Origin of the sequence: Methanotorris formicicus Mc-S-70 (genome assembly GCF_000243455.1) — an archaeon.
GTDB lineage: Archaea > AGJL01 > Methanococci > Methanococcales > Methanococcaceae > Methanotorris > Methanotorris formicicus.
In genome coordinates this window covers 1-25,742 of record NZ_AGJL01000013.1, presented here as the reverse complement: position 1 = coordinate 25,742, position 25,742 = coordinate 1, and the positions used below count along the sequence as shown (strand labels likewise).

The following is a 25,742-nucleotide window of genomic DNA, read 5'->3' as shown; positions in this document are numbered from 1 at the left end:
TAAAATTATTTTTTGTGGTGGTAGAATGCCTTATGGATACGGTGTTTCAATGCAAAGTGCTGGAAACCATCTATTTGGAGGAGGGATTATAGTTGATTATATTTTGCTGATTTTGATGATTGTCATAATTTTAATGTTGGCATATCAAATGTTTAAAAAATCAAATGCCGACAATGAGAGATTGGTAAAAATGGAAAAGGATGTTGAAGAGATAAAAGAAACCGTTAAAGAACTAAAGAAAAAATGGGAAGAAATTGAATAAATCTAATGTAAAAATGTGATTTTTATGAATTTTAAAATTAATGAGGGAGAAAAACTCTCATTGGGAAAAATTGTGAAGATGGGCGATGCTTTATCAAATCCAATAAGGATTAAAATTCTCTACTTATTAAATCAAAGACCTTGGAACATATATGAATTAGCAAAGGAACTTAATCTATCGAGACCTGTTGTTTATGCCCATTTAAAAAAATTGGAAGACGCTAACTTAGTTGAGAGTGATTTGGTTTTAGAGGATGTTAGGGCAAAAAGAATATACAAAGCAAAGAAATTTAGATTTGAGATAGATAATGATACCATAGATAAATTATTTGAGTGAAATATATGGGGGAGAACAAATTTTCCCTAATTGATGATATTATAAATGGGATAAAAACAGAACATTTGGATAGAAAAAAATTAACAAAATCTAATAAAAATAAACTATTTTATGTTGCTAAGCAGGCAGATGGAAAGTTAAAGGTTACCCTGCCGTTTGTTTTTAAGAGAGAGGATTTTTTGGGTTTAAATAAATATGGCATAGAGGGATCAACTGGATATATAATAAAACGCATAAAAGAGCAAATAAGAAAAGGGGGCTTTTCTATTTTATCTGGCAGTTTATCAAGGAGGTATGAGGCATTATATGAGCCAATAACATTGGCAAATTGTGATTTAAATATCGGTAGTGATTTGTGGAGGGCGGATAGATACAACCACATAGAGAATGAAAATTTGCATTTACTTTTGAGGATGATTTTTGAGGATAAAGATACAAAAACAATAGCAACTGAAATCGATGAACTGGCGGGAAAATTAAATGAATTTATCCAAAAAATTCCATACAAAGACCTTGAAAAAGAAACTCTCAACATAGTTAATCAAAAAGATTTAAGGAATAGGTTGGATGAATTAGGATTGGTTTGTTTTATTGGAGATAATTCAAAACCAGCAAGGGAATATACAAGAATAAGAAGACATTATAGGATAGCAGGACCTAAAAAAGGAGTTAATGTTGAATTTAAAACCCCCATGGAACTAAATCCAATAGAAGTGGAGTTGTTTGATGGAAATGTTATAACTGGTCTTGGAATTAAAAAGAGAGAGATATTTATTATAACAGGGAGGAATACACAAGGAAAATCAACGCTTTTAGAGGCGATAGAGAGCGGGCAGGATGATCATCTTATAGGCGATGGGAGAGAGTATATAATAACAACAAACAAGGTTTCAAAGGCGACAACAGGAACTATGCAAATGAATGGGCAGGATATAAGTTTATTCTTCCAAAAACTGCCAAAGGGAATAAAAGGCAATCCAAAAAAGGTTTATGGAACTGCCTCTGGTTCAATGACAATGGCATACCAAATACAAAGGGCTTTAAATGCAAAGATGGATTTAATACTAATAGATGAGGACAATTCAGCGGTTAATTTGCTCGTCAGTGGGCTGTTATCAAAGTGGTTTGAAGGGGTTAAGTCCTTAGCAGAGATAATAATGAATGAAAGGGAGAAATTAACCTCAAGTTTTATTATTGTCACAAGTAGTTTGGATTTATTAACCGCATGCGGAGATAGGGCAATCTATCTTGAAGATCATGAGGCAAAATACCTAAACTTAAAACATTTCAATATGGAATTGGGAAAATATTATCTAAATTTAGGAACTGAGTTATACGGAAGGAAAGTTAAATAAACAATTAAAAACAAAATATTTATATATTTTTAGCGGGGTGGAAATTTGAAACTAACATTTGAAGAAGGCATATTTGCCGTAAAATTTGCAAGGAGTATAATTGAAAGCCACCTTTCTGGATACGAATTGGTTGTAAATGACTATCCATCAAAATTTAATGAAAAGAGAGGGGCATTTGTGACTCTCCATACGTATCCAGACCATGATTTGAGAGGATGTATTGGAATCCCAGAACCAATTATGCCATTAATAGAGGCTTTAAGGGAGGCTGCAATAAGTTCAGCCCTTAGCGACCCAAGATTCCCACCAGTAACTTTGGAGGAAATGGGTAATATAGTTGTTGAGGTTAGTATTTTAACGCCTCCTCAATTAATTAAAGTATCTCATCCAAGGGAATACTTGGAAAAAATTAAAATTGGAAGGGATGGTTTAATTATTGAATATGGAGTTTATAGGGGGTTGTTGTTACCACAAGTTCCTGTTGAGTGGGGATGGGATGTTGAAGAATACTTAGCAAATCTATGCCTTAAGGCAGGGCTTCCGCCAGATGTGTGGTTAGATGAGAGGGTTAAGATATACAAATTTGAAGCCCAAATCTTTGAAGAGGTTGAGCCAAGGGGAAACGTTGTTGAAAAAACCCATGCATATGAATGAACATTAATTTTTTATAAATAATCAATATATTCAAACTTAAAAATTGATTTAGGAGATGATTTTATCCACCATATCCAACTCTAAAGCCATTCTTATCTCTCTTGCTATTCTTTGCCCCATACTTAATGGCTCTCCATGGTATAGGAAGGAGTAGGCACTTCCATTCATGAAACTGTTTGTTCCTCCATCTATTCTTGCACTCATTTCAAAAACAACTAACTCCAAGTTCTCATTGCACAAACTCTGCAAACAGAATGGACCAAGCATTCCTGGTGGAACTATTTCTTTTGCCTTATTTACCAGTTTATCTCCCATTTCAAACACTTGTGGCAACAAACTCTCCCTAATAACAACAGGAATATTTCCAGTTATGACGTAGGATGCATTAATATCCATTTCCAATTGGTCTTTTGCAGGAATCCTAACAAGTCCGTCTATATTGCACTCATACCTTCTATCCATTCCCATAAGTTCAACTTCATCTTTTAGTGGTGAGTAGAAGTAGTGAATACAGAAGTTTGTTCCAACAACATACTCCTCAATATGTGCCTTCTCAACATCCTCATCAGCTAAAATACTCCTTTCCTTTAACTGCTTCACTTTAGCATCGAATTCCTCTTTTGATGAGCAAACAAAATAACCTTTTCCTCCTCTCGCTCCTGGAAACTTAACCATAACTGGCCCGTCTATCTCATCTGGGTTGTTGTATTTTTTTGGCAATCTTAAACCACTCTCCCTCAAAAGTTTCCCTTCCAAATCTCTCTCTGCCTCCCATCTTAAGATTTTCCTATTACCAAACATTGGAACTCTAAAGTTGTTTTCAACATTGTCCAATCCACAGTATGCAATAAAAGAACCGTGTGGGACTATTATAGCGTTCATTTCCCTCAACTTTTCTTGAATTTCTTCCTTTGAAATGTCTGCAAAATTATCAATGTATATGTATTTATCAGCAACCTTAAATCTCTTGTATGGAATATCTCTTCCTTTAACTGTAATGACTGCTGTTGAGAATCCTTCCAATTTTGCCCCTTTTAAAATATGCAATGATGTATGGCTTCCAAGTGTTGCGATAGTTATCTCATCTTTATTGTATCCTTCAAAAATCTCCAACATCTCTTCCCTTGAAATCATATTTTCACCATCTCAAAAACTTATTTATAACAATTAATCATGATAGATTATCTATAACTCATAATTTTTATAAGTTTTTATCCACTTATGCGAAAAATTGATCTCAAAATAGTAGTATGAATTTAAATATTGCAGTAGATGAAAAACTTTCATTATAAAGTAATATGGTTGGTAAGATGAAAGATAAGAAAATTATTGTAGGTATAGATGAGGCTGGAAGAGGTCCTGTTTTGGGTCCCATGGTTGTTGCAGGTGTTGCAATTGAAGAGGATAAAATTAAAGAACTTGAAGATTTGGGTGTAAAAGACAGTAAACAATTAACAAAGAACCGGAGGAAAAAACTATTCCGATTAATAGGGGAGATGGGGAAAATAAAAACGATAATAATTGAACCAGAAAAATTGGATGAATTAATGAAAACTAAGAACCTAAATAAGATTGAATTAAATGCATTCTCAAAGATAGCAAATGGATTTTTAAAGGAAATTGAGGGAAATTTTGAAATATACGTGGATGCATGTAGTAGTAATGCAAAGGCATTTGCAAATCAATTAAAGGCTAAGATGATTGACAAAACCCCTAAGATAATAGCGGAACATAAGGCAGATGAAAAATATCCAATTGTCTCATCTGCATCAATCATTGCAAAAGTAACAAGGGATGAAATAATTGAACATTATAAGAAAGAATATGGGGAGATTGGTAGTGGTTATCCATCAGATCCAAAAACGATAAATTTCTTAAAACATTATGTAGGGGAGTTTGGAGAACTCCCAAAAATTGCGAGAAAAAGTTGGAAAACCTCAAAGAGAATACTGGAAGAGAATAAAGAAAATAAAACAAAAACACTCATGGATTATATGAAATAAAGAATAGGTGAAACAATGATAAGAAAAAAGATGCTTATTGATGAAAGGGAGAAAAAATATCTAATAGACAAAAAATTAGATAGATTTGGGAACGATTTGGGTTTGGTGGACTTAAAGGAAAAAAAGGAAGGTGTTGTTTTAAAATCCCATAAGGGGCATGAATTTTATTTGGTTGAACCCACAATTTACGATATCGTTAAAAAAATGAAGAGGACAGTAACAACTTTACTTCCAAAAGATATTGGGCTTATCATTACTTATTTGGGTGTTCGTGAAGGAGAGACTGTTGTTGAGGCAGGTACTGGATCTGGTGCTTTGACCATATACCTTGCCAACGCTGTTGGTAAAACTGGAAAGGTTATAACCTATGAAAAAAGACCTGAGTTTGCAAAGGTTGCAAGAAAGAATTTAGAAATTGTTGGGTTAGTAAGGAAGAACCAAAAAATTATTGGATTGGATGAAGAGGATGAGGATGAAAATTTGGAGGAAGAGGATGGATTATACAACGTCATCCAAAAGATAGGAGATGTTACTAAAGGTATTGAAGAGAAGGACGTGGATGCCATTGTCTTAGATATGCCTGATCCATGGAACGTTGTTCCACATGCAAAAAAGGCATTAAATAAAGCAAGGGGAAGAATAGCAACATATGTTCCATACATAGAACAGGCAAAAAAGACAGTTGAGGCTTTAAAGGAACATGGATTCTTTGACATCCATACATACGAATGCCTTGTTAGGGAGATAGAGATTAGTGAAAAAGGTGTTAGGCCATCAACAAGGATGGTTGGGCATACTGGATATATAACAATTGCAAGGGTTAAACCAGAGGATGAGGAATAGTTTTAATGGTGATAAAATGCTTCCGAAATCACTACAAAAAGAAATCTTGGTTTTTGGGTGTGGGAATTTATTATTTGCGGATGATGGGTTTGGATATGAAGTAATCTCAAGATTGGAAAAGATGGATTTGCCAGAAAATGTGGAACTTATAGATGCTGGAACTGGAGCACCATATTATCTAATGTCTATCTTAGATGAGGAGGCAAAGGTAAAGAAGATTATTGTTGTTGATGTTATTGACTTTGGATTAAAACCGGGAACTTTGAAAAAAGTGGATGTTGATGAACTTCCAAACATAAACAAATATACCTTCGATGCACACGGCACACCGTTGGCACCTTATCTAATAGATGTAAGTAAAAAGGGTATAGATGTTGTAATAATTGGATGTCAAGCAAAGGAAATCACAATGCCAGAAATTAAGATAGGATTAAGTGAAGATGTTAAAAACGCAGTTGATAAGGCAGTTGAGATGGTTTTAGAGGAAATTTATAAATCAATTAATTCTAAATAACTATTAAAAAATTTGGGTGTTACTATGCAATTCGTCCATATTGGAGACAACCACTTAGGATATAGGCAGTATAATTTAGATGATAGGGAAAAGGATATTTACGACTCCTTTAATGAATGCATAGAGAAGATTTTGGAAATAAGGCCTGATTTTGTTGTCCATAGTGGAGATTTGTTTGAAAATAGCAGACCACAGATAAAGGCATTATCAACAGCGATTAGGGGGTTTTCAAGGTTAAAAGAAAATGGCATTCCGGTTTATATTGTTTTAGGGAATCATGATCTTCCAAAGAGAAAGTTCCAAGAAACCCCACTGGTTTTGTTGGGTGAGTATATAAAAACTTTTGTAAAAAGGGAATTTCATATCCATGAGGGTGTGTTTATTGGGGGGATTAATTACCACTCAAAAATAGGTAAAGAAAATCTCATCAAAAAACTCAAAACATTAGAAAATGCATCAAAAGAATACAGAAAGAAGATCCTCATCATGCATCAGGGGATAAATCCTTATGTACCAGATTACGAATTAGAAAAGAGCGAACTTCCAGAGTTTAGTTATTACGCAATGGGGCACATACACAATAGAATAATTGATAATTTGGAGAACGGGGGAGTTTTAGCATATAGTGGTTCAACAGAAATCATAAGAAGAGATGAATATAAGGACTATGAAAAGAACGGAAAGGGGTTTTATGTTGTTGATATGAGTGGAGATTTTGATAAAAATGACGTGGATTTTATTAGGGTTGAAAATATAAACATAAAATGCAGGGACTTCTTTGAGATCTTCATCGATTCAGAAGAAAAGTTTAAGGAATTCATCAATAACTTATCAAATGCATCAAAACCTATTGTCCATGGGGTTGTTAAAAGGGAATTTGGAAAGATTTTGGATGTATTGAAGGATAAAACACTATGGTACAATATAAGGGTTGTTGATGATGAGGAGATTGAATATGACATCCCAGAATACTCAAGTATTGAAAAATTATTTGTAGAGTATGTTAAAAATAAAGGATTGGATGCAGATTTTGTCTTAAATTTACATAATAGGTTGATAAACAATGAAGGTTACGTGGAATTTGTGGAAGAATACTACAGTAAATTTTGCACTAAGTTCTAATCCTTACTTTTATTTTTTCTTTTTTCTTTGTTCCTTCTTTTAATTCTTTAACAAATTCCTCCAATTCTTTCAAAAATGCCTCTTTATCTTTAATTTCTCCATTTTCATTCAAATACTTTTCAACAATCCTAACTATTGCACTTCCTACAATAGCACCATCTGCATATTTTGTTATCTCCTCAACATGCTCCTTCTTTGAAATCCCAAATCCAACACATATTGGAACATTTGAATATTTTGCAACTCTTTTAACAAGTTCCTTTGTTTCCTCCTGAACCTTCTCCCTAACTCCAGTAATTCCTGTTACTGAAACAACATAAACAAACCCACTGCATTTCTCCAAGATTTTCTTTAACCTCTCGTCTGGTGTCGTTGGAGCAACCAAGAATATTAAATCAACGTCATATTTTTTGCAGGTGTTGTATAAGTTCTCTGCCTCTTCAATTGGTAAATCAGGAACTACAAGCCCATCAATTCCACATTCTTTGCATTTTTTTACAAACTCCTCTTCTCCCATGTTGAAGATGATGTTGTAATAAGTTAAGAATACCTTAGGTGTGTTCGGTGTTTTTTTATCCAACTCCTTAATAATTTCAAATGCCTTTAATGGATTCATTCCCTTGTTTAATGCCCTAACATCTGCCTTTTGGATCGTTGGGCCATCTGCCACTGGGTCTGAGAATGGAATTCCTATCTCAATGATATCTGCATTATTTGCGATAACCCCAAGTGCCTCCTTTGATATTTCCAAATTCGGATCTCCTCCAACGTAAAATGCAACTAATGCCCTCTCATTTTTATTTTTTAATTCCTCAAATTTCTCCGCTAATCTACTCATTTTTTCACCAAGTTATAATTTACAATATCTTCCCTAATGCCTTAGCAACAGTTTGAACATCCTTATCTCCTCTTCCAGAGAGATTTATAACAATTATATCATCTTTATCCAATTTCTCTGCTAATTTAAATGCATAAGATACTGCATGGGAACTCTCCAATGCAGGTAAGATACCCTCTAACTTACATAGCAACTGAAATGCCTCTAATGCCTCATCATCAGTAACATAAACTGGTTTTATCCTTCCCTTATCCTTTAAGAATGAAAGTTCTGGGCTAACTCCTGGATAATCCAAACCAGCAGAGATACTGTAACTCTCCTCGATTTGCCCAAACTCATCCTCCTTAACATACATCTTTGTTCCATGTAAAACCCCAACTCTTCCAGCACATAGGGATGCCCCATGCTCTCCTGTTTCTACCCCTTTCCCTCCTGCCTCAACTGCATACAATTCTACATCATCATCTAAAAACTCATAAAATGCTCCAATTGAGTTGCTTCCTCCTCCAACACATGCTAAAATACAAGTTGGTAATCTTCCTTCTTTTTCAAGAATTTGTTGTTTAATCTCTTTTCCAATAACTCTTTGGAATTCTCTAACCATCATTGGGTATGGATGAGGTCCGAGAGTAGAGCCAATCAAATAATAAGTATTCCTAACATTTGTAACCCAATCCCTCAATGCTTCATTTACAGCATCCTTTAATGTTTGGGAACCACTGACAACAGGAACAACCTTCGCTCCCATCAACTCCATTCTAAAAACATTCAACTTCTGCCTTTCCATATCCTTCTTTCCCATATAAATTACACATTCTAAGCCTAAATTTGTTGCCGCCGCTGCAGTTGCTATTCCATGCTGTCCTGCACCAGTTTCAGCAATAATTCTTGTTTTTCCCATTCTTTTTGCCAATAACGCTTGCCCAATGGCGTTGTTTATTTTATGTGCTCCTAAATGAGCCAAGTCCTCTCTCTTAAGATAGACTTTGCATCCAAGTAACTCACTCAATCTTTTTGCATAATAAAGTGGGGTAGGTCTTCCAACATATTCCTTTAAATAACTCTCAAATTCCTCCCTAAAATTACCCTCATTGTTTATCCAAAATCTTGTGAATGCCTCTTCTAATTCCTCAATTGCAGGCATCAATGTTTCAGGAATGAATTTACCACCATAAATCCCATACTTTCCATTTTTATCTGGATACATATTTTTGTATTTCTTCAAGATAGACACCTCTTTTATAAGAATTTGTTTTAAATATTCTCCAATAATTTTTGGATGATGTTTTGAACCATAAGATATAAATCTTTTACAGTTTTTATATGTTTATCATGCTTCCCACACAGGTAGTAATTCCTTTCCATCCAATCAATTTTATTGGCAACATCTTTAAATTTTACCCCCGTTCTACTACTTCCAGGAGGAATGTGCAATAAACGCTCATCTTCAAGTATCATTACCTAACATGATTATAAGTAAGGCTATACTATAATACTATAACGATAACATCTTAGAGACACCCAATTAGTTAGAAAATTATTTATATAATAATTATTTTCAGTATTATATTATCGCACAAAATGGTGATGATATGATAAAAAAGTTAATGAGTTTATTAACAATCTTAATTGTTGCTGTAGGATTTTGTGGGTGTATGGAGCAAAATACGGTTGAAAAAAAGGTTCAACCTGTAAGTGAAGACGCTGGAATGGTAAAGATAGTCGATTTATATGGAAGAGAGGTTGAGATTCCAAAGGAGGTTAATAAAATAATATGCTGCGGTCCGGGATGTTTGAGGTTGATTATCTATTTAAATGCAACAGATAAGGTTGTTGGAGTTGAGGATGCGGAGAAGAAATGGACACCATGGGGAAGACCCTATAGAATTGCTCATCCGGAACTTACTGAACTACCAACAATAGGACAAGGAGGTCCAAGTCCAAAACCAAACCCAGAAGCAATTATTCAAGTTAAGCCGGATGTAATATTTGTAACATACATGCCAAAGGATGAAGTTGATGCATTACAACAAAAAACAGGTATTCCAGTTGTTGTTTTGAGTTATGGACAGTTGGCAACATTCAACAACGAAGATTTATTTAAATCATTAGAACTTGCTGGAAAAATATTGGGTAAAGAAGGTAGAGCAGAGGAAGTCATTAAATTCATAAAAGATTGTCAAAATGATTTGAATGAGAGAACAAAGGATATTCCAGACGATAAGAAGCCAAGTGTCTATGTTGGAGGTATTGGATACAAAGGAAAGCATGGAATTGATAGTACTCAATGTAAATATCCACCATTTGTTGCTGTTAATGCAAAGAACGTTGCAGATGAGTTAGGTAAAGAGGGGCATGCATTCATAACAAAAGAACAACTCTTAAAATGGAATCCGGATATAATATTTGTTGATGAAGGTGGGTTGAGTTTAGTTGTTGAGGATTATAAGAAGAATCCAGAATTCTACAATTCATTAAAGGCATTTAAGAATAGGGAGGTTTATGGCTTATTGCCATACAACTTCTACACAACAAATATAGGAACAGCGTTAGCAGATGCTTACTACATTGGAAAGGTTGTCTACCCAGACAGATTTAAAGATATAAACCCAGAGGAAAAGGCAGATGAGATATTTACCTTCTTGGTTGGAAGGCCAGTTTATAGTGCAATGAAAGAGAAATTAGGAGGATTTAAGAAGTTGGAGTTTAAATAATATATTTTTAAAAGGGTTTGAAGATGAAGAAGTTTATAATGGGAACTCTTTTAATTGGAATCTTTTTACATTTAACATCAGTATTTTGTGAAAATATATGTGGAGGATGGAGTTATAGCAGTAAATTTATTGATATTGATTCAATTGCAATGAGTGAAGATGGAAAGTATATCACCGCAGCAGTTCGAGATAGGGGAGATAATCTCTTTTATATATGCCTCTTTAATAATAAAGGAGAACTACTATGGGGATATAAAACAAATTATTATGGTTCAATTTCTATGACACCAGATGGTAAATTTATTGTAATTGGCGATAAGAATAATGTTTATTTGTTTGATAATAGTGGTGCATCAGTGTGGATGGTGTGGTATTATAATGTAGGAGGGCATATATCTTCAATTTCCATAATTCCTGATGGAGAATACATTTTAGCGACAGATAATGACTGTAACATTTATTTTTTTAACCAAAAAAATGGACTATTGTGGCATAAAAATATAAGCGATAGAATTGTCTCTATTTCAATGGTGGCTGATGGAGAATACATTTTTACAAGATGTAAAAATAAAACCTATCTATTTAACAATAAAGGTAATTTATTATGGAACATAACAAACAAATGCCCGTCTTATATAAGTTCTAATGGAAGTTATATTATATCTGAAACTTTTAATAAAAGTGGTAATACCATACTACACGTATTTAATAATAAGGGAAAGTTGTTATGGAGTTATGTAATGGGAAATAATGAATTCACAACATTTAAAAACACAACATGGGTTTCAAAATGGTATAGTGTTAGGTCAATATTCACATCTTCTGATGATAAATATATCATTGTAATCTATGATGTATATAGAGGAGAAGAGCCTGAAATACTTCCATCAAGTAGTAGTGTATTGGTATTTAACGATAAAGGTAATTTACTATGGTGTAACGGTACATACAGTGGAAATATTATTACAGCATTCTCCATGACACCATATGGGAGATATATTGTTATAGGAACTGGAAGTCCCCCCTTCTTCATCTGCCTATGGAGGAAATGTTTCAGCGAAAGTGCTTTTATATAACAATAAAGGAAATCTATTGTGGAGTTATGAAAAAAATTACATTGCTGGAAAGATTGAATCAGTTTATATAACACCGGATGGGAGATATATCTTGGCAAGATATAACAATGGAGATATCTTTATATTTAACAATAGGGGAGATGTTCTGTGGCATTATAAATTTAAAGAACTTATAAATGGGAGACTATATGAAGGGTTGATTGATGAGGTTTATATGAGTTCTGATGGAAAGTATGTTGTTGTTAATGTAGGGAATGGAATTGACTATTTTTATACAAATATTGAAGATACCGGCAATAATAAAAACATGATACATTTATATGCAATCTTGTTAATAATCTGTTTAGTATTTGTAGGATTAATTATTAAAAATAAGTTAAAATAAGTGATGTAATTTATTTTGGTGATAATATGGCTCTTCTAAAATGTCCTAATGAAAATCCAGAAAAGGTATTGAAACTATTTGATGAAGTCTATTTGAAGGCAAGGATTTTTTATTTGTTAAAAACGGCTATTGATTTAAATTTATTTGGGTATTTGAGTAGTTTTAAAACTGCTGAGGAATTGGCAGAGATTTTAGATGCTGATTTGATTTTAATGGAATATATGCTAAAAATCCTAAATGATCTTGGTTTAATTGATAGCAAGGTTGTAGGTGGGAGAGTTTATTACAAAAATGCTGAGATAACCAACATTTACCTAAAAAAGGATTCAAATTACAGCATAATCAATCCAATCTACAGTTATTTTGAGAATATCAAAAATTGGGAAAATCTATCTGATATTTTAAAAAATAAAGATAATTATCAAAATACGGATGTTAATAGCTTTTTTCCAAAGGTTGTTAGAAGAATGGCAGATGAATGCAAGTGTTGGGAGTTGCAGAAGGTTTTAAGTTATATAGCAAAATATGGGGAGTTTAAAAATGCCAAAAAACTTCTTGATTTAGGTGGAGGGCATGGATTGTATGCAATAGGGTTTAGTATGCTAAATAAAAATTTAAAATGCTATGTCTTTGATTTGCCAAACGTTGTTGAGGAAACAAAAAAATTCATTGAAAAATACAATGCAAAGAATGTCTTTACTATTACTGGAGATTTTTATAAGGATGATATTGGAAAGGGCTATGATATAATCTTCACCTCTTACAATCCAGGTGGAAAGAATCCAAAGATTGCAGAGAAGGTTTATAATTCTCTAAATGAAGGAGGATTGTTTATAAATAAGCAATTCTTCCCAGATAAAGAAGAAGGAATTGAAGATTATTTAAACAACATGGAATGGAACTTCTCTAAGCCAGAAGGGCTTAATAAGGGTAGAATAAGATACACGTTTGAGGAGGATTTAAATCTCAACGATTATTTAGAATATTTAAAGAATTTAGGCTTTAAAATCTTGGAGGTTACAGATATGCCTGAACTTTTAGGACTTGACGAAAACTCGAAGAGTTTTCGTAAGTCAGCGAATCCGAAGGATTCGCTTCGATTTGGGTGTTTTGGAAAAGCAAAGATGATTGTTGCTAAGAAAATATGATGTTAATGGTGGTATAGATGATAAAGAGATTAGTTGGTTTATTAGCAATAACCATTATTATAGTAGGATTCTGCGGATGTGTAAATGAAAAGCAAGAATCTACAGCAGAAATAAAAGAAACGGTAAAAATAACCGATATATTAGGTAGAGAGGTTGAAGTTCCTAAAAATGTCGATAAAATCGTTTGCTATGGTCCAGGGGCATTAAGATTGGCAGTTTATTTAAACGCAACTGATAAGATTTGTGGAATAACAGGAGTGGAGAAGAAATATTGGAAAGGAATGCCATATCTAATAGCACATAAAGAACTTTTACAAAAACCTGGAGTTGGAAGTGGAAAGCCAGGAGAAGAACCAAATGTAGAAAGAGTTCTTGAAATTAAGCCAGATGTGATATTCGTCACTTATATGAGCAAGGAAAATGCAGATAAGTTACAACAAAAAACAGGTATTCCAGTAGTTGTTTTGAGTTATGGGCCGTTGGCATTTATTGAATCTGGTCCTGCTGCTGGGGCGATTGCAGTATCTTATTACTCAAAAATTTTGGGAGATGGGAAAGTTATTGGCTTCGATATGGGGGGAACTACTGCAAAGGCATCAACAATAATCAACCACACTCCATTAATAACAAATGAGTATGAGGTCGGTGGAGAAGTTCATGCTGGAAGGTTAATTAAAGGCTCTGGATATCCTGTTAGGTTTCCATTTATTGATTTAGCAGAGGTTAGTGCTGGTGGGGGGACTATAGCATGGATTGATGAAGGAAATGCATTAAGAGTTGGTCCAATAAGTGCTGGTGCTGACCCTGGGCCTGTTTGTTATGGAAAGGGAAATGATAAACCAACAATAACAGATGCAAATTTAATTCTTGGAAGATTGGGAGGCAAACTCAGTGGAGGGACAATAACATTAAGGAAGGATTTGGCAGAGAAGGCAATATCAAAATTGGCGGAAAAGATTGGGGAATGTATAGAAGATGTTGCATTGGGAATAATAAAATTGGCAAATACAGCAATGGCAAAGGCATTAAGAATAGTTACGGTAGAGAGAGGATATGACCCAAGGGACTTTGTTATGTATGTTTTTGGGGGGGGCAGGGCCGTTGCATGGTGTTGAGTTGGCGGAGGAGATGGAAATTAAATCAATATTAATTCCTCCTTCATGTGGGGTTTTCTCTGCGTTGGGGCTTTTGCTATCTGATTGCAGAGTTGATAAAGTTAAAAGTATATTAAAGGATGCAGATGAAGTTGATGAGGAAGAAGTAGAAAATATATTTGTTGAATTGATAGAAGAAGGAATTAAAGAGGTTGGAAGTTTTGATGAGATAAAAATAATTAAGCAAATTGATGTTAGATATAAAGGGCAATCGTATGATATAACAATCCCATGGACTGGGGATTTGGGGGAGGTTATAAATAATTTCCACAAGAAACATGAGGCAATTTATAAATTTAGTTCATTGGATGAGGATGTTGAATTTGTTAATGCAAGAGTTACAATTATTGGTTTATTAACAAAGCCAGAGATAAAATACAATGAGATAAAAGAGTATATCCCAAAACCTGAAAGTTATAGAAAAGTTTACTTTACCAATGGATGGGAAGAAACCCCAATCTACAATAGGGATAAACTTAAACCTGGGGCAAGGTTTGATGGACCTGCAATAGTTGAGGAATATGATTCAACAATTGTTATTCCACCAAATTACCACACTATTGTGGATGGTTATGGGAGCATAAGGATTGAGAGGAATTAATTGGTTTTATTCAGCAAATTGATGTGTTCAACAACCTTCATAACTCCCATGGCAATTCCTTCAACCTCAATTCCCCCTTTTCCTTTAACTCCATCCCCTACCAAATACAATCTATCATTTATAACATTATCCAAATCTGTTCCATTTGATGCATGATTTACTGGCCATTCATCCCTATAAGATTGGATATGCAATATCTCATAATCTTTGCCGTTAAATAAATTCTCAATATCCTCCAAACCCAAATCAATCTCCTTTTTTACGTTGTTTGTTAATTGTGTTTGGTGTGTCATGACTAAATGATAACCCTCAGGAGCGAGAGATATATCTACATTGGTTACTTGGTTTAAGCCATTAATCCTCTCACATTCAGGAGTGAAAAGAACTCCATTATGCTTTATTAATCCTTCTTTTGTAGCAACGCATATCTTTATTCCTTTTGATGGTTTTGGCTCTTTTCCTTTTATTATCTTTACATTTGAGATTTTTTCTGTTAGTTTTGGGGATAGATTGCTAACAACAACATCAAACTCCTCATTAAATTCTTCCCCAATAATGTAGGCTTTATCATCTTCAATTTCAATGCCTTTCACTTCACACTCAACTTTTATAACACCATTGTTGTTTTTTATAACCCTAACGAGTTCATCAATAACTCCCTTACAACCTCCAATTGGAACTCCTGGCCCTCCAAATTTGTGGTAGTTTTTTGCCATCTCAATAATCTCTTCCATCGGTGTTTCGTAGGCAGTTAAACTCAACGCCCAACCAGTAAATGCATTTCCAACCTTTAACGCTAACTCTACACTTTCCAAAAACTCTCCAAAAGATATGCTTTTATCAACATTACCCATTTTTAAATTTGCCGCCATTTTTAATGCTTTTAATTTATCCTTTAAACCTACAAGGTTGAATAGGTCTTTGTATGCATAATCTTTGCCATTCACCCTGAAAAGTCCGTCTGGATTTGAATTTATTATTTTAACATTACATCCACATTCTCTCAACAACTTCGCTAAATACCCATCATTTCCATGTGGAATCATGTGTAAAGCCCCGGTTGTTAATTGGAACCCTTTATAATTTATATTTGTAAATCTACCTCCAACAAAGGGCAATTTCTCAAAAACAACAACATCATGATTCTTTGATAATAAGGCAGTTGTTAAAAGCCCGCCTAAACCACCACCAACAATACCAATTCTCATATTATCCCTCATAAAGTTATAATACTGATATCATTGTCAAATTTCAAAATATAAACTTACATTTAGCCACTGCTTTATATAAATCTATTATGGGTGTGCATTAAAATTAAATTAGTGTCTTAATTTTTATTGGGAATAGGACTTTCGCAAATACATTTAAATACTTAGATTAACAATAAACCAGTTTCTTTACATAAAGAGATTATGGCATTCCCAACGGCTATTCGATTTAGTTCTCTTCTAAACTCATACCAAGTAATCTTTTTATCGATTCTAATTTTTCTCTAAAATAAAGAAAGCCCTCATAGCTAACGAAATATGTCCTAATACTGGAAATCTTTTTTCTAACGAAGAAATTTTCCAATATTGCAGCACTGTTTAACTCCTCTGTGGAACTCTTCGATTCTCCAAGAGGCGTTTTTTGACCTCTTGAAATTCTCCGAAACTCATAAATAGGTTATTCGTTATATAATATACTGCCTTTCCGTTTTTTGGAAAGGCAGAAGAGTTTGACATATCCTACTTTCCTTAGATAAACGATTAATCCACTTTCAGGAATTTCTCCAAGTTCTTTAATCGAAATCCACTCACCGTTTTTGGAGAGGTTTATCTTCCTGTTCCTTTTAATTCTGCAGAGGTAAAATAAACCTAACTTATCGATAAGTTTTAAGTTTTCTTTGCTCGAATACCAACTATCGAAGCAGATATATCGAATATTAAATCCCCTTTCAACTAAAGAGAGTATTATTTCCCTACATAAATCATTCTTCGTCTTTCCATCCCTTGGTCTATCATAAACTCTAAATCGATTGGAATGATGTTCTTTCCATTCGTAGCAATACAATCAACAACATGCATGCCCATAACTACTCGTTTATGTAGATTACTCCAACAATAATAAGTAAATTCTGTTGATTTCGAATAAAACTTATCTATAACAAAATCATCTATAACGAAAATGTTATATTCGGGAGTTATAAAGTTTTTCATGAAGTTAAATAGATTCTCTTGTGGGTTAAGACCCTCATTCCAAAGAATTCGATTTATGGTATCGTGAGATACGTTTATTCCGAAAATGCGTAATGTTTTAGATAGTTCTATACACGAATTAAACTCTGACAATAGAAGAAAGAGTATATAAACAATTGCATTCGCTTTTTTGAGAATATTCTCACCATAAACAATTTTTATTCGAAAAATAGTAAAATGTTGTGGTAGAAATATCTTATCATAAATGCTATATCATTATATTCGAATATGCTTGCGAAAGTCCTAATATTAGTTTTGGGAGTTGTTATATTTACAATCTGCGATGCATTGTATGGAATATTTAGGGGGGAGGGCAATACAAAAATTGTTATGATAGCAAGTGTTGTAGGAACTTTAACAAACATCATCTTGGACCCAATATTCATATACTTATTAAACTTTGGGATAAGTGGGGCAAGTTATGCTACTTTGATAGCTATAACTGTCTCTTTATTAATTTTGGCTTATAATTTGTTTATAAAAAAAGCATGTTATGTTACTGTTAAATTATCAAAATTTAAGCCAAATTTAAAGATTATTGGTGATTTAATTAGAGTTGGCATTCCTTCAACATTTATAGAGATTACTGTTGCAGTATCATTTTTTATAATGACTTCAATAATTATGATGGTTGGAGATAGTAGAGGTTTAGCTGTCTATACTGGAGCTTTAAGGATAACAGAGTTTGGTTTTATTCCAATGTTAGGTTTGGCGAGTGGGACTACATCAGTTATAGGAGCCACTTATGGAGCAAAGAGTTTTGAAAAATTAAAAACAGCTTATTTTTACACAATAAAAATTGGGGTTTTAATGGAAATTATTATAGTTGCTTTAATAATGCTCTTATCCCCAATCTTAGCTTATCTCTTTACCTATACTGAGGTTTCTATGGGTATTCATAAAGAGCTTGTTAAAGCTTTAAGAATAGTTCCATTATATTTGTTATTTACACCATTCATTTTAACAACATCTGCAATGTTTCAAGGGATTGGAAAAGGAGAAAAATCTTTAATAATTGCTATATTTAGGTCTTTAATATGCCATATATCCTATGCTTATCTGTTTGCAGTAATTTTGGGGTTAAAGATGTTTGGAATTTATAGTGGTTTAGTAACAGGTGAATTTACAGCTGGGATATTTGCATTTTTGTTTGGAATTTTAGCTATAAAGGCATTAATCAAATATAAAGAGGGATAATTATGATTGGATATGTTCTAAATGGAGAGCATGAAGAAATCCCTTATGGAGAGCTTATGGCATTATTGGAAATTTTTAATTACAACGGTAGTGTTGAAAGATTAAAAAGATACGTTGTAACTGAAAATAGCAAAGCTAAAGAAATAGTTAAAAGAAGTGGATATATAGATGAAGGGCATAGGATAATATTCAGATACAATTTAGAGGAGAGAGATATAAATTTGGTAGATAAAATTACAAATGACTTTATAAACTCATTTAAAGAGTTTATAAAAAATAAGGGCTATCCTGACATTGATGAGAGCAAATCTTACGCCGTTAGAGTTTTAAAACTCCACAAAGATAAATTTACCAAATCTATAGATTCATTAAGGATTGAGAGAGAAATTGGAGCTATTATAAAATCAAAAACCAATGCAAAGGTAAATCTAAAAAATCCAGATATATTAGTTAGAGTTGTTATTTTGGAGGATGCCTTTTTTGTATCCAATGTATTAGAGATGAGAGATAAAGAATACTTCCAAAAAAATAGACCTCATTTGAGAAAATACTTCCACCCTGGTTGTATGCTACCAAAGCTTGCAAGGGCTATGGTGAATTTGGCAAGGGTTAAAGAAGGAGATGTTGTTTTAGATCCATTTTGTGGGACTGGTGGGTTTTTGATTGAAGCAGGATTGATGGGTTGTAGATTGATAGGGAGTGATATAGATTGGAGAATGACGTCAGGAACAAAAATAAACCTTGAATCTTATAACTTAGAAAATAAAATAATAGCAATAGAAAGATGGAATGCAAAGGATGTAAAAAAATTTTTAGATAAATTAAACGTAGATGAGGTTGATGCAATAGTAACTGACCCTCCTTATGGCATCTCAACATCAAGAAAGGGAGATGTTGAAAATTACTTAAAGGAATTCAAAGACGTACTTAAAGATGACGGTTATTTGGTTTTTGCAGCACCAAGGAAGATAGATATTGATATGGATTTGAAGGAACTTTACGATGTCTATGTTCACAACCAATTAACAAGATACATCCATGTTTATAAAAAATAAAAGTGAAACAATGTTCAAACCTAAAAAGAAATTAGGACAGTGCTTCTTAATAGACAAAAATTTTGTTAAAAAAGCAGTTGAAGAGGCAGAGATAAATAAAGAAGATATAGTTTTGGAGATAGGTTTAGGGAAGGGTATTTTAACTGAAGAACTTGCTAAAAATGCCAAAAAAGTATATGTTATTGAGATAGATGAGGGGCTAAAGCCATATGCAGAAAAAATAAAGGAGAAATATGATAACGTTGAAATTATATGGGAGGATGCATTAAAGATTGATTTAAATAACTTAGGTTTTAATAAAGTTGTTGCCAATCTTCCATATCAGATATCCTCCCCCATAACATTTAAATTGCTAAAAACTAATTTTGATATTGCAGTTTTGATGTATCAGTATGAGTTTGCTAAAAGAATGGTGGCAAAGGAAGGAACAAAAGATTATAGTAGGTTGAGTGTTGCAGTTCAATACAAGGCGGATGTTGAATTTATATGCAAAGTTCCGCCTTCTGCTTTTTCTCCAAGACCAAAAGTAAATTCCGCAATAGTGAAAATAGTTAAGAGAGAACCTTTATTTAAAGTTGAGAATGAGGAGTTTTTTGAGAATGTTTTGAGGGCTTTGTTCCAGCATAAGAATAAGACAGTTAAGAAAGCGTTGATAGATTCATGCCATGAGTTGGGCATTGAAAGAGAAAAGATAAAAAAAATCTTAGAAAATATTGATTTCAATGTGGATGAGAGGGTTTTTAAATTGAGTCCAAGGGATATTGGTAATTTGAGTAATCTATTGTATTCAAAAATTAGCAAAGTTTAAATTTAATTTGGATAAATTAGAATTAAAACTATAGGTGGTGATATGATGAGTGCAGTTGAATACTTAAAAAAACTTGCAGAAGAAAAAGGAATCTCTGGAAGAGAAGACAGAGTTAGGGAATTAATGAAAAAAGAACTTGAACCAATGGTTGATGAAATCTATACAGATAAATTTGGAAATTTAATTGCGAGAAAGGGGGACAAAGGTCCAAAGATAATGATTGCTGCACACATGGATGAGATTGGATTAATGGTTAAATATATCGATGAAAAAGGATTCTTGAAGTTCACAAAAATTGGGGGAATAAATGACCAAATGATTCTAAACCAAAAGGTTATTGTTCATGGGAATAAGGGAGATATTATTGGGGTTTTAGGTTCAAAACCACCTCACAAAATGAAAGAAAGTGAGAAAAACAAACTCATAAAATATGAGGATATGTTTATTGATATTGGGGCAGAGAGTAGGGAAGAGGCAATTGAAATGGGTGTTGAGATAGGAACATGGGTTACATTCAAATCAGAATTCAGTGAACTTGGAAAGAACAGATTTACATGCAAGGCGTTTGATGATAGGGCAGGATGTGCAGTTTTATTGGAAGTTATGAGAAAACTTAAAGATGAGGACTTGAACTGCCAAGTTTATGCAGTTGGAACAGTTCAGGAGGAAGTTGGTTTAAAAGGGGCAAGAACTTCTGCATTCGGAATAAATCCGGATGTTGCTTTTGCTTTGGATGTTACCATCTGTGGAGACCATCCAGGAATAAAAATGGAGGATGCACCAGTTGAGTTAGGAAAAGGTCCAGTTGTAGGGATAGTTGATGCATCTGGGAGAGGATTGATTACTCATCCAAAGGTATTGGATATGATAAGAGATATCTCCAAAAAATATGAAATTCCAGTCCAATATGAAGTTGGAGAAGGTGGAACAACAGACGCTACGGCAATCCATTTAACAAGAGATGGTATTCCAACTGGAGTAATTTCCATCCCAGCAAGATACATCCACACACCAGTTGAAGTTATCGATAAGAGAGATTTAGAAAAAACCGTTGAATTGGTAGTTTCATGCATAAAAGATTTGGATAAATACTTCTAAATTAAATTTTAATCTTTCATTACACAATAAACCAAAATTGGGAATACAAGTGTAGCATCAGCCCAAATCTCCACGTAATCTGCCTTAGCCCCAATTTTTCCCCATGAAACCCCTTCTTCTGGTGGAGCCCCACTTAAAGAACCGTCCCAAGGAACTGCTGTTGTTATGTATATGGCGTAATCTGTTCCCTCTCTAAATAAATTGGCATTTATAATGCTGTGTTTTGGTAGGGAACCACCTAAAACAATACATGCTGTTTCTTTTGCATTTATTGCAATGTCATTTAACTTAACGATATCGTTTGCCACATCTATTCTTAGTCTCTCATCCTTTCTGCTTTTTTTGTAGAAGTAGAGCATATCTCCTATTGAACCATCAGTTATCGCCGGGCAGAAGATTGGGATGTTGTTTTTATATGCCCAGTATAGGATAGATTTTTCTTTTTCTTTTCCAAGTTTCTCATCCATAAATTTACCTAATTCATAACAAAACTCACTTGTAGTTATGACTTTTTGCTCTTTCTTCTCCATCTCCAAAATTCTGTCGAAAAATTCTGTCATGTATGTTTCAAATTCAATATACCTATCATTTGGAACAAAAATATTTCCTATTCTATTGATTCCTTTTTCTCTCAAAAATCTCCCATTTACTTCCCAATCTCCCAATATAAATGGTTTTAAACATTTTATAAAATCTTCTTCAATTCCTCCTGCCGTTGTAACAATCACATCTATCTTTTTATGCTTTGCTAAGTATGCAATAACCTCCCTCAATCCAGAAGAAATAATATTTGATGTATATCCAAAAAATACTGTTATATCCCCACTGTCTCTTTTTTCTTCAATTTTTTTCCAGATTTTGATGGCTTTTCCCAAGTGTGTCGCCTGAAATCCAATTTTTTCATAGTAATTTTTAACCACATCATCCAAACTTATTTCATCATCCAACCACGGTCCTTCAATAGAAATCTCTTCCAATCCTTCTGTATCGCTCTTCTTTAATACAATATCCTTTGGATCCATAACAACACCTCATTAAAATTTAAAAGATAGGTTTAATTTTAAAAAATAATCAAAAATAAATGATAAGGATTATTTGATGTAGTTGTTGATATCCAATCTTCCCATATTCATTCTCTCAATGTATTTATATAATTCACTACTGTCAAATGCATAATCCCGCAAATACTAAGTTGGATTTTTGCCTTTATATATTTTCGGTTTTGTGGTTGTTAATTATGATTCTCCAAAATGGATAAAAAATATAATATATATTCGAATATATTAATCTTAGATGATGATGGTTTGATTTTTAATCTTTACTTTGGTCACATTGATTGCAATTAGATTTCTTGTCTTTCTTTCAAGTTCGTTTAAAACCTCTTTAATCTTGTGATAATGATATTCCAAGGGTAATACAAAAGCCCTGCTAAGATTTTAACTCTATTGACTTGTATATTAGTTCAGTAGAATGACCATATTGTGATATTATGGTTCAATTGAGTGACTATATTTTAAATCATATTGTAGAACTCCAACAATACTATCAAAATATAATAAAGAGAAAAAGAGATTTAAAAATTTCTTTACATATTTATTTATAAATGTCCATGTTTGTCTATGAAAAATTAAACAGTTTCAAACGGCAAAAACAATATCACAATTTGTAAAAGTAAAATAAAGTAAGTTTGTAATTAACGTTATCCGTTTCCCGTTTCCATAGCTTATCATAGCATTTAATAACTTATCATACAAACCGACAGCTATGGGAATGGGTTGTCCTCAACCCATAGCTTCATCGGGAACACCGTTCCCTCTGCTATAGGCTCATTGGACTTCGGGCTGAACGGATACAGCCCCATGAATCTTTTTATCAAATTAAATACAGCTACTGCATCCCTATCGGCATAAAACTCACAATCAAAGCAATACATTAGCCTCAAAGGCAGAGCCCTCTCATCGGCTAATTTATATAGTTGAGATAATCTATTTCCACAGTTAGGGCATAATATAGAAGTGTAAGCTGGATTTACCTCAACGACTTTAACTCCGAATTCTAAGCACTTATTTTTAAGATAGTTTAAAAATTTTTTAGCTGAGATGTTATGCAGTTTATGTTTTAGCTTTTTAAATGACTTTTTAGCAATATTTTGGTTAAAATAAGAAGATAAATCCTCGATAATTAAAACTGCATCTTTTTCTTTAAGTTCTTTAGCTATTTTGTTAGCTAACTTTTTTAACTTATCCTCTCTGATATTTTTTAATCTCCTACCGAATTTTTTAAGCAAGATAAAGCCTTTCCTCTTTAACGGTTTTTCTTGTTTATGAATACCTTTAAATGAGAATTTCTCTTGGATGTTAGCCATTATATTAGAGTATTTTTCGGTTAATTTTCCTAAATCAGCTTTTATCATCTCTATATTTTCGAAATTACCATAAGTTATATTGTCCAAATTAAAATCCAATGCATAAACAGCTTTATAATCATCATTAATTGTTATTTCCTTCTCTAATGGGATTAAAATCGTTATTGTTCCATCCTCTTTATTCAATATCAGTTTAAAACCAGCTTTTATTTTCCAACCTTCATTTAGCACTTTAAAAAACTGTTTATGTGGCTTTAGAGGAATAACTATTCTACCATTCGGTGTAGATAATCTTAAATGCAATGTTTTCTTTCCTTCTTTATCTATCGAAAATAGTTTTTCTATATTGGTTTTGAAATCTTTGTAGTTGAATAAAATATCATCCAACCATAAAGAGACGTTTCTAACTTCTGGAGTTTCCGTATATGCTTTTCCTCTCTTTTTCATGGATATAAAGCTTTTTATTCTCGTGGATGCATCTTGAGAAGCAGTATAGATATAGTGGGTTGGCAACTTCGGATATTTATTTTTTATTTCTTCATATATTCCCTCTCTAATCTTTCTATGGCTTTTTCTTTTATTCTTTAAACCGAAATCTAAGGCAATAGATAAAATTTCTTTATAAGCTTCGATAGTATTTTCTATGATTTTTATTTTTGTTCTTGTTAATGGCTTGCTTTTCAATGCCATGGTTTTAGATAGTTTGATTGTTTTTAGCATAGTTATTCACTAAATAGTTTTTTCGTTTGTTTAATGATTTTTTTCCTTTTGTGGCTTCTAAAACCGTATAGTTTTCCAGCAAAATGTGAAATTATGGTTATTAAATCATCAACTAATTCTTCGTGTGGGGTTTTGAAATTTTTCTTATCGACAACTTCTATCTCAACACCACAATGGTTAAAAAATTCTTTTAACTGACAGTGTGATTATGATAATCCATTCTTTATTAGTTCTTTAGTACACTTTTTAACGACTTCATAAAATGATATTCCGTTTTTGTAGCTTAAGTATTCGATGCAATTAAATAACATTCCCATTAACCTAACGAATCCGATATTACTCTTTTCTGAGGATAAGTATGTTCCTTCAACTTCTAAAATCGACTTATCCCTTCTATGCTTTCGCCTGTGATAACAGGCGAGTTACGAAAAACCGTAGGTTTTTCGTTTGACTCCTCTATTTTACATCTTTTTATATACTCGTTTATAATATTCTCAGCCTTCTTTTTATAGTTTGTCGAGACCAAATACTTAACCTTCTTCTGTCCTTCCATTAACACTCCAACGATTTTAACCTTTCCAACATTAGGAATATTAACTACTTTTTCGGACAATTTAAACTTTATCCCTTTAATAGTTCTTAATTTAACCTTATCTTCGCTAAAATCCTTCTCAAACAACTCTTCTATTTTAACCTTCTTACCGAAAAATTCAATTATAAGGTTTTTCCTAACTCTTCCAATGTAATCGGTTTTTAATTCTTTACATCTCCTTAAAACTTTCTTTATCGTTACAAATCCGTCTCCAATGACCGTCCCCTTAATAATATCGGAAGTTAATTCAATAATTTCGAGGAATATATCTGTGGCTTTTTTATTTAGCGGTTTTATTGTAGTGTAAATCGAATATATCCCTTTTTTTCGTGATAGATACAGCAGTTTATTTGCTCTTGATATGGCTTTTTATGATTTTCTACATAATTGTATCGAATAGAACATCCATAAACGTTCTCGCTGAATCTCCTCAATAAGGTTGAGTCGATTATTATTGAGAATTTGAATTTATGATTGTCTAAAATGTCGGGAAGGCTTAATAGCTGAGTATGAAGGCAAGTCCCGATTTCTGAAAGTTCTTGAAGTTTTTTGATTAGGTTGTTCGATGAATTCCTAAAATCTCTTCAGATATTGATTTAATCGTCTTTATCTCAGTTAAAGTTCTAACCAAACAATAATCTACTAAGTCATCCGAATTGGCTATA

The 25,742-nt window shown here is 33.0% G+C and carries 26 protein-coding genes and 3 pseudogenes; 18 read left to right on the top strand and 11 right to left on the bottom strand.

Annotated elements, in window-relative coordinates; all coding sequences use genetic code 11:
• The first annotated feature begins 25 nt into the window (after positions 1-25).
• Genes METFODRAFT_RS03440 through METFODRAFT_RS03425 form a run of 4 tightly spaced genes read left to right on the top strand, consistent with a single transcriptional unit; the run spans position 26 to position 2,607 of the window.
• Positions 26-262: a hypothetical protein gene (locus tag METFODRAFT_RS03440; protein WP_007044144.1), complete on the top strand. Its 237-nt coding sequence runs from the start codon at positions 26-28 to the stop codon at positions 260-262.
• Positions 263-286: 24 nt separating this feature from the next.
• A complete protein-coding gene (locus METFODRAFT_RS03435; RefSeq protein WP_007044143.1) occupies positions 287-598 on the top strand; it encodes an ArsR/SmtB family transcription factor in 312 nt (103 codons plus the stop codon).
• Positions 599-603: 5 nt separating this feature from the next.
• Positions 604-1,953: a P-loop domain-containing protein gene (locus tag METFODRAFT_RS03430; RefSeq protein WP_007044142.1), complete on the top strand. Its 1,350-nt coding sequence runs from the start codon at positions 604-606 to the stop codon at positions 1,951-1,953.
• 45 nt (positions 1,954-1,998) lie between these two features.
• Positions 1,999-2,607 (top strand): TIGR00296 family protein, encoded by a 609-nt coding sequence (locus METFODRAFT_RS03425; protein ID WP_007044141.1) that lies wholly within the window; start codon positions 1,999-2,001, stop codon positions 2,605-2,607.
• Positions 2,608-2,655: 48 nt separating this feature from the next.
• Here the strand turns inward: METFODRAFT_RS03425 and METFODRAFT_RS03420 are convergent, their stop codons facing one another.
• Complete coding sequence (locus tag METFODRAFT_RS03420) at positions 2,656-3,741, bottom strand: formate--phosphoribosylaminoimidazolecarboxamide ligase (protein WP_007044140.1); 1,086 nt, start codon at positions 3,739-3,741, stop codon at positions 2,656-2,658.
• Positions 3,742-3,917: 176 nt separating this feature from the next.
• Between METFODRAFT_RS03420 and rnhB the strand changes: the two genes are divergently transcribed.
• Genes rnhB through METFODRAFT_RS03400 form a run of 4 tightly spaced genes read left to right on the top strand, consistent with a single transcriptional unit; the run spans position 3,918 to position 7,089 of the window.
• Entirely contained in the window at positions 3,918-4,610 is a 693-nt protein-coding gene (gene rnhB, locus METFODRAFT_RS03415) for a ribonuclease HII (protein WP_141564049.1), read from the top strand.
• Between the two features lie 15 nt (positions 4,611-4,625).
• A complete protein-coding gene (locus METFODRAFT_RS03410; RefSeq protein WP_007044138.1) occupies positions 4,626-5,453 on the top strand; it encodes a tRNA (adenine-N1)-methyltransferase in 828 nt (275 codons plus the stop codon).
• Positions 5,454-5,469: 16 nt separating this feature from the next.
• Positions 5,470-5,967, top strand: coding sequence for a coenzyme F420-reducing hydrogenase, FrhD protein (frhD, locus tag METFODRAFT_RS03405; protein ID WP_048115459.1), 498 nt, complete (start codon positions 5,470-5,472; stop codon positions 5,965-5,967).
• A 24-nt stretch (positions 5,968-5,991) separates the two neighbouring features.
• Positions 5,992-7,089, top strand: coding sequence for a metallophosphoesterase family protein (locus tag METFODRAFT_RS03400; RefSeq protein ID WP_007044136.1), 1,098 nt, complete (start codon positions 5,992-5,994; stop codon positions 7,087-7,089).
• Here the strand turns inward: METFODRAFT_RS03400 and trpA are convergent.
• From trpA to METFODRAFT_RS03385, 3 genes are read right to left on the bottom strand one after another with little or no spacing between them, the layout of a single operon-like run.
• Entirely contained in the window at positions 7,079-7,927 is an 849-nt protein-coding gene (trpA, locus tag METFODRAFT_RS03395; RefSeq protein ID WP_007044135.1) for a tryptophan synthase subunit alpha, read from the bottom strand. The genes METFODRAFT_RS03400 and trpA overlap by 11 nt on opposite strands.
• A 19-nt stretch (positions 7,928-7,946) precedes the next feature.
• Entirely contained in the window at positions 7,947-9,152 is a 1,206-nt protein-coding gene (gene trpB, locus METFODRAFT_RS03390) for a tryptophan synthase subunit beta (protein WP_007044134.1), read from the bottom strand.
• A 29-nt stretch (positions 9,153-9,181) separates the two neighbouring features.
• Positions 9,182-9,385, bottom strand: coding sequence for a hypothetical protein (locus METFODRAFT_RS03385; RefSeq protein WP_007044133.1), 204 nt, complete (start codon positions 9,383-9,385; stop codon positions 9,182-9,184).
• A 134-nt stretch (positions 9,386-9,519) separates the two neighbouring features.
• On the opposite strand from METFODRAFT_RS03385, the gene METFODRAFT_RS03380 reads away from it, so the two are divergent.
• From METFODRAFT_RS03380 to METFODRAFT_RS11390, 6 genes are read left to right on the top strand one after another with little or no spacing between them, the layout of a single operon-like run.
• Positions 9,520-10,641, top strand: coding sequence for an iron ABC transporter substrate-binding protein (locus METFODRAFT_RS03380; protein ID WP_007044132.1), 1,122 nt, complete (start codon positions 9,520-9,522; stop codon positions 10,639-10,641).
• A gap of 23 nt (positions 10,642-10,664) precedes the next feature.
• A complete protein-coding gene (locus tag METFODRAFT_RS03375) occupies positions 10,665-11,717 on the top strand; it encodes a WD40 repeat domain-containing protein (protein ID WP_007044131.1) in 1,053 nt (350 codons plus the stop codon).
• Positions 11,718-11,733: 16 nt separating this feature from the next.
• Positions 11,734-12,102, top strand: a complete 369-nt coding sequence (locus METFODRAFT_RS03370) for a hypothetical protein (RefSeq protein ID WP_007044130.1) — start codon at positions 11,734-11,736, stop codon at positions 12,100-12,102.
• A gap of 26 nt (positions 12,103-12,128) precedes the next feature.
• On the top strand, positions 12,129-13,250 hold the full coding sequence (locus METFODRAFT_RS03365) for a methyltransferase (RefSeq protein ID WP_007044129.1): 1,122 nt from the start codon (positions 12,129-12,131) through the stop codon (positions 13,248-13,250).
• 17 nt (positions 13,251-13,267) lie between these two features.
• Positions 13,268-14,365 (top strand): hydantoinase/oxoprolinase family protein, encoded by a 1,098-nt coding sequence (locus METFODRAFT_RS11395; RefSeq protein WP_007044128.1) that lies wholly within the window; start codon positions 13,268-13,270, stop codon positions 14,363-14,365.
• A complete protein-coding gene (locus METFODRAFT_RS11390) occupies positions 14,304-15,005 on the top strand; it encodes a hydantoinase/oxoprolinase family protein (RefSeq protein WP_007044127.1) in 702 nt (233 codons plus the stop codon). Before METFODRAFT_RS11395 ends, METFODRAFT_RS11390 begins: the two co-directional genes overlap by 62 nt.
• On the opposite strand, the gene METFODRAFT_RS03355 is transcribed toward METFODRAFT_RS11390, so the two are convergent.
• A complete protein-coding gene (locus METFODRAFT_RS03355; protein WP_007044126.1) occupies positions 15,002-16,213 on the bottom strand; it encodes an NAD(P)-binding protein in 1,212 nt (403 codons plus the stop codon). The genes METFODRAFT_RS11390 and METFODRAFT_RS03355 overlap by 4 nt on opposite strands.
• A 164-nt stretch (positions 16,214-16,377) precedes the next feature.
• Positions 16,378-17,380 (bottom strand): annotated as a pseudogene (locus tag METFODRAFT_RS11935) (IS701 family transposase).
• A gap of 90 nt (positions 17,381-17,470) precedes the next feature.
• Between METFODRAFT_RS11935 and METFODRAFT_RS03345 the strand changes: the two are divergent.
• Genes METFODRAFT_RS03345 through METFODRAFT_RS03330 form a run of 4 tightly spaced genes read left to right on the top strand, consistent with a single transcriptional unit; the run spans position 17,471 to position 21,400 of the window.
• Positions 17,471-18,439, top strand: coding sequence for an MATE family efflux transporter (locus METFODRAFT_RS03345; RefSeq protein ID WP_007044124.1), 969 nt, complete (start codon positions 17,471-17,473; stop codon positions 18,437-18,439).
• Positions 18,440-18,441: 2 nt separating this feature from the next.
• A complete protein-coding gene (locus METFODRAFT_RS03340) occupies positions 18,442-19,494 on the top strand; it encodes a TIGR01177 family methyltransferase (RefSeq protein ID WP_007044123.1) in 1,053 nt (350 codons plus the stop codon).
• Between the two features lie 10 nt (positions 19,495-19,504).
• Positions 19,505-20,302: a 16S rRNA (adenine(1518)-N(6)/adenine(1519)-N(6))-dimethyltransferase RsmA gene (gene rsmA, locus METFODRAFT_RS03335; RefSeq protein ID WP_048115473.1), complete on the top strand. Its 798-nt coding sequence runs from the start codon at positions 19,505-19,507 to the stop codon at positions 20,300-20,302.
• A 45-nt stretch (positions 20,303-20,347) separates the two neighbouring features.
• Entirely contained in the window at positions 20,348-21,400 is a 1,053-nt protein-coding gene (locus METFODRAFT_RS03330; RefSeq protein WP_048115470.1) for a M42 family metallopeptidase, read from the top strand.
• 8 nt (positions 21,401-21,408) lie between these two features.
• Here the strand turns inward: METFODRAFT_RS03330 and METFODRAFT_RS03325 are convergent, their stop codons facing one another.
• From METFODRAFT_RS03325 to METFODRAFT_RS09940, 5 genes and pseudogenes are all read right to left on the bottom strand, one after another.
• A complete protein-coding gene (locus tag METFODRAFT_RS03325) occupies positions 21,409-22,422 on the bottom strand; it encodes a deoxyhypusine synthase (protein WP_007044120.1) in 1,014 nt (337 codons plus the stop codon).
• 276 nt (positions 22,423-22,698) lie between these two features.
• A pseudogene (locus METFODRAFT_RS11380) lies at positions 22,699-22,800 on the bottom strand (IS6 family transposase); the annotation flags it as partial.
• A gap of 362 nt (positions 22,801-23,162) precedes the next feature.
• Positions 23,163-24,485 carry an IS200/IS605 family accessory protein TnpB-related protein gene (locus METFODRAFT_RS03320; RefSeq protein WP_007044119.1) on the bottom strand — a complete coding sequence of 441 codons (1,323 nt, stop codon included), beginning with the start codon at positions 24,483-24,485 and terminating at the stop codon, positions 23,163-23,165.
• Positions 24,486-24,487: 2 nt separating this feature from the next.
• Positions 24,488-24,679, bottom strand: a pseudogene (locus tag METFODRAFT_RS11375) (IS607 family transposase); the annotation flags it as partial.
• A 179-nt stretch (positions 24,680-24,858) separates the two neighbouring features.
• The gene (locus METFODRAFT_RS09940) at positions 24,859-25,164 is read right to left on the bottom strand and encodes a hypothetical protein (protein WP_007044118.1); all 306 of its coding nucleotides are present in this window, start codon (positions 25,162-25,164) and stop codon (positions 24,859-24,861) included.
• Positions 25,165-25,742: the final 578 nt, after the last annotated feature.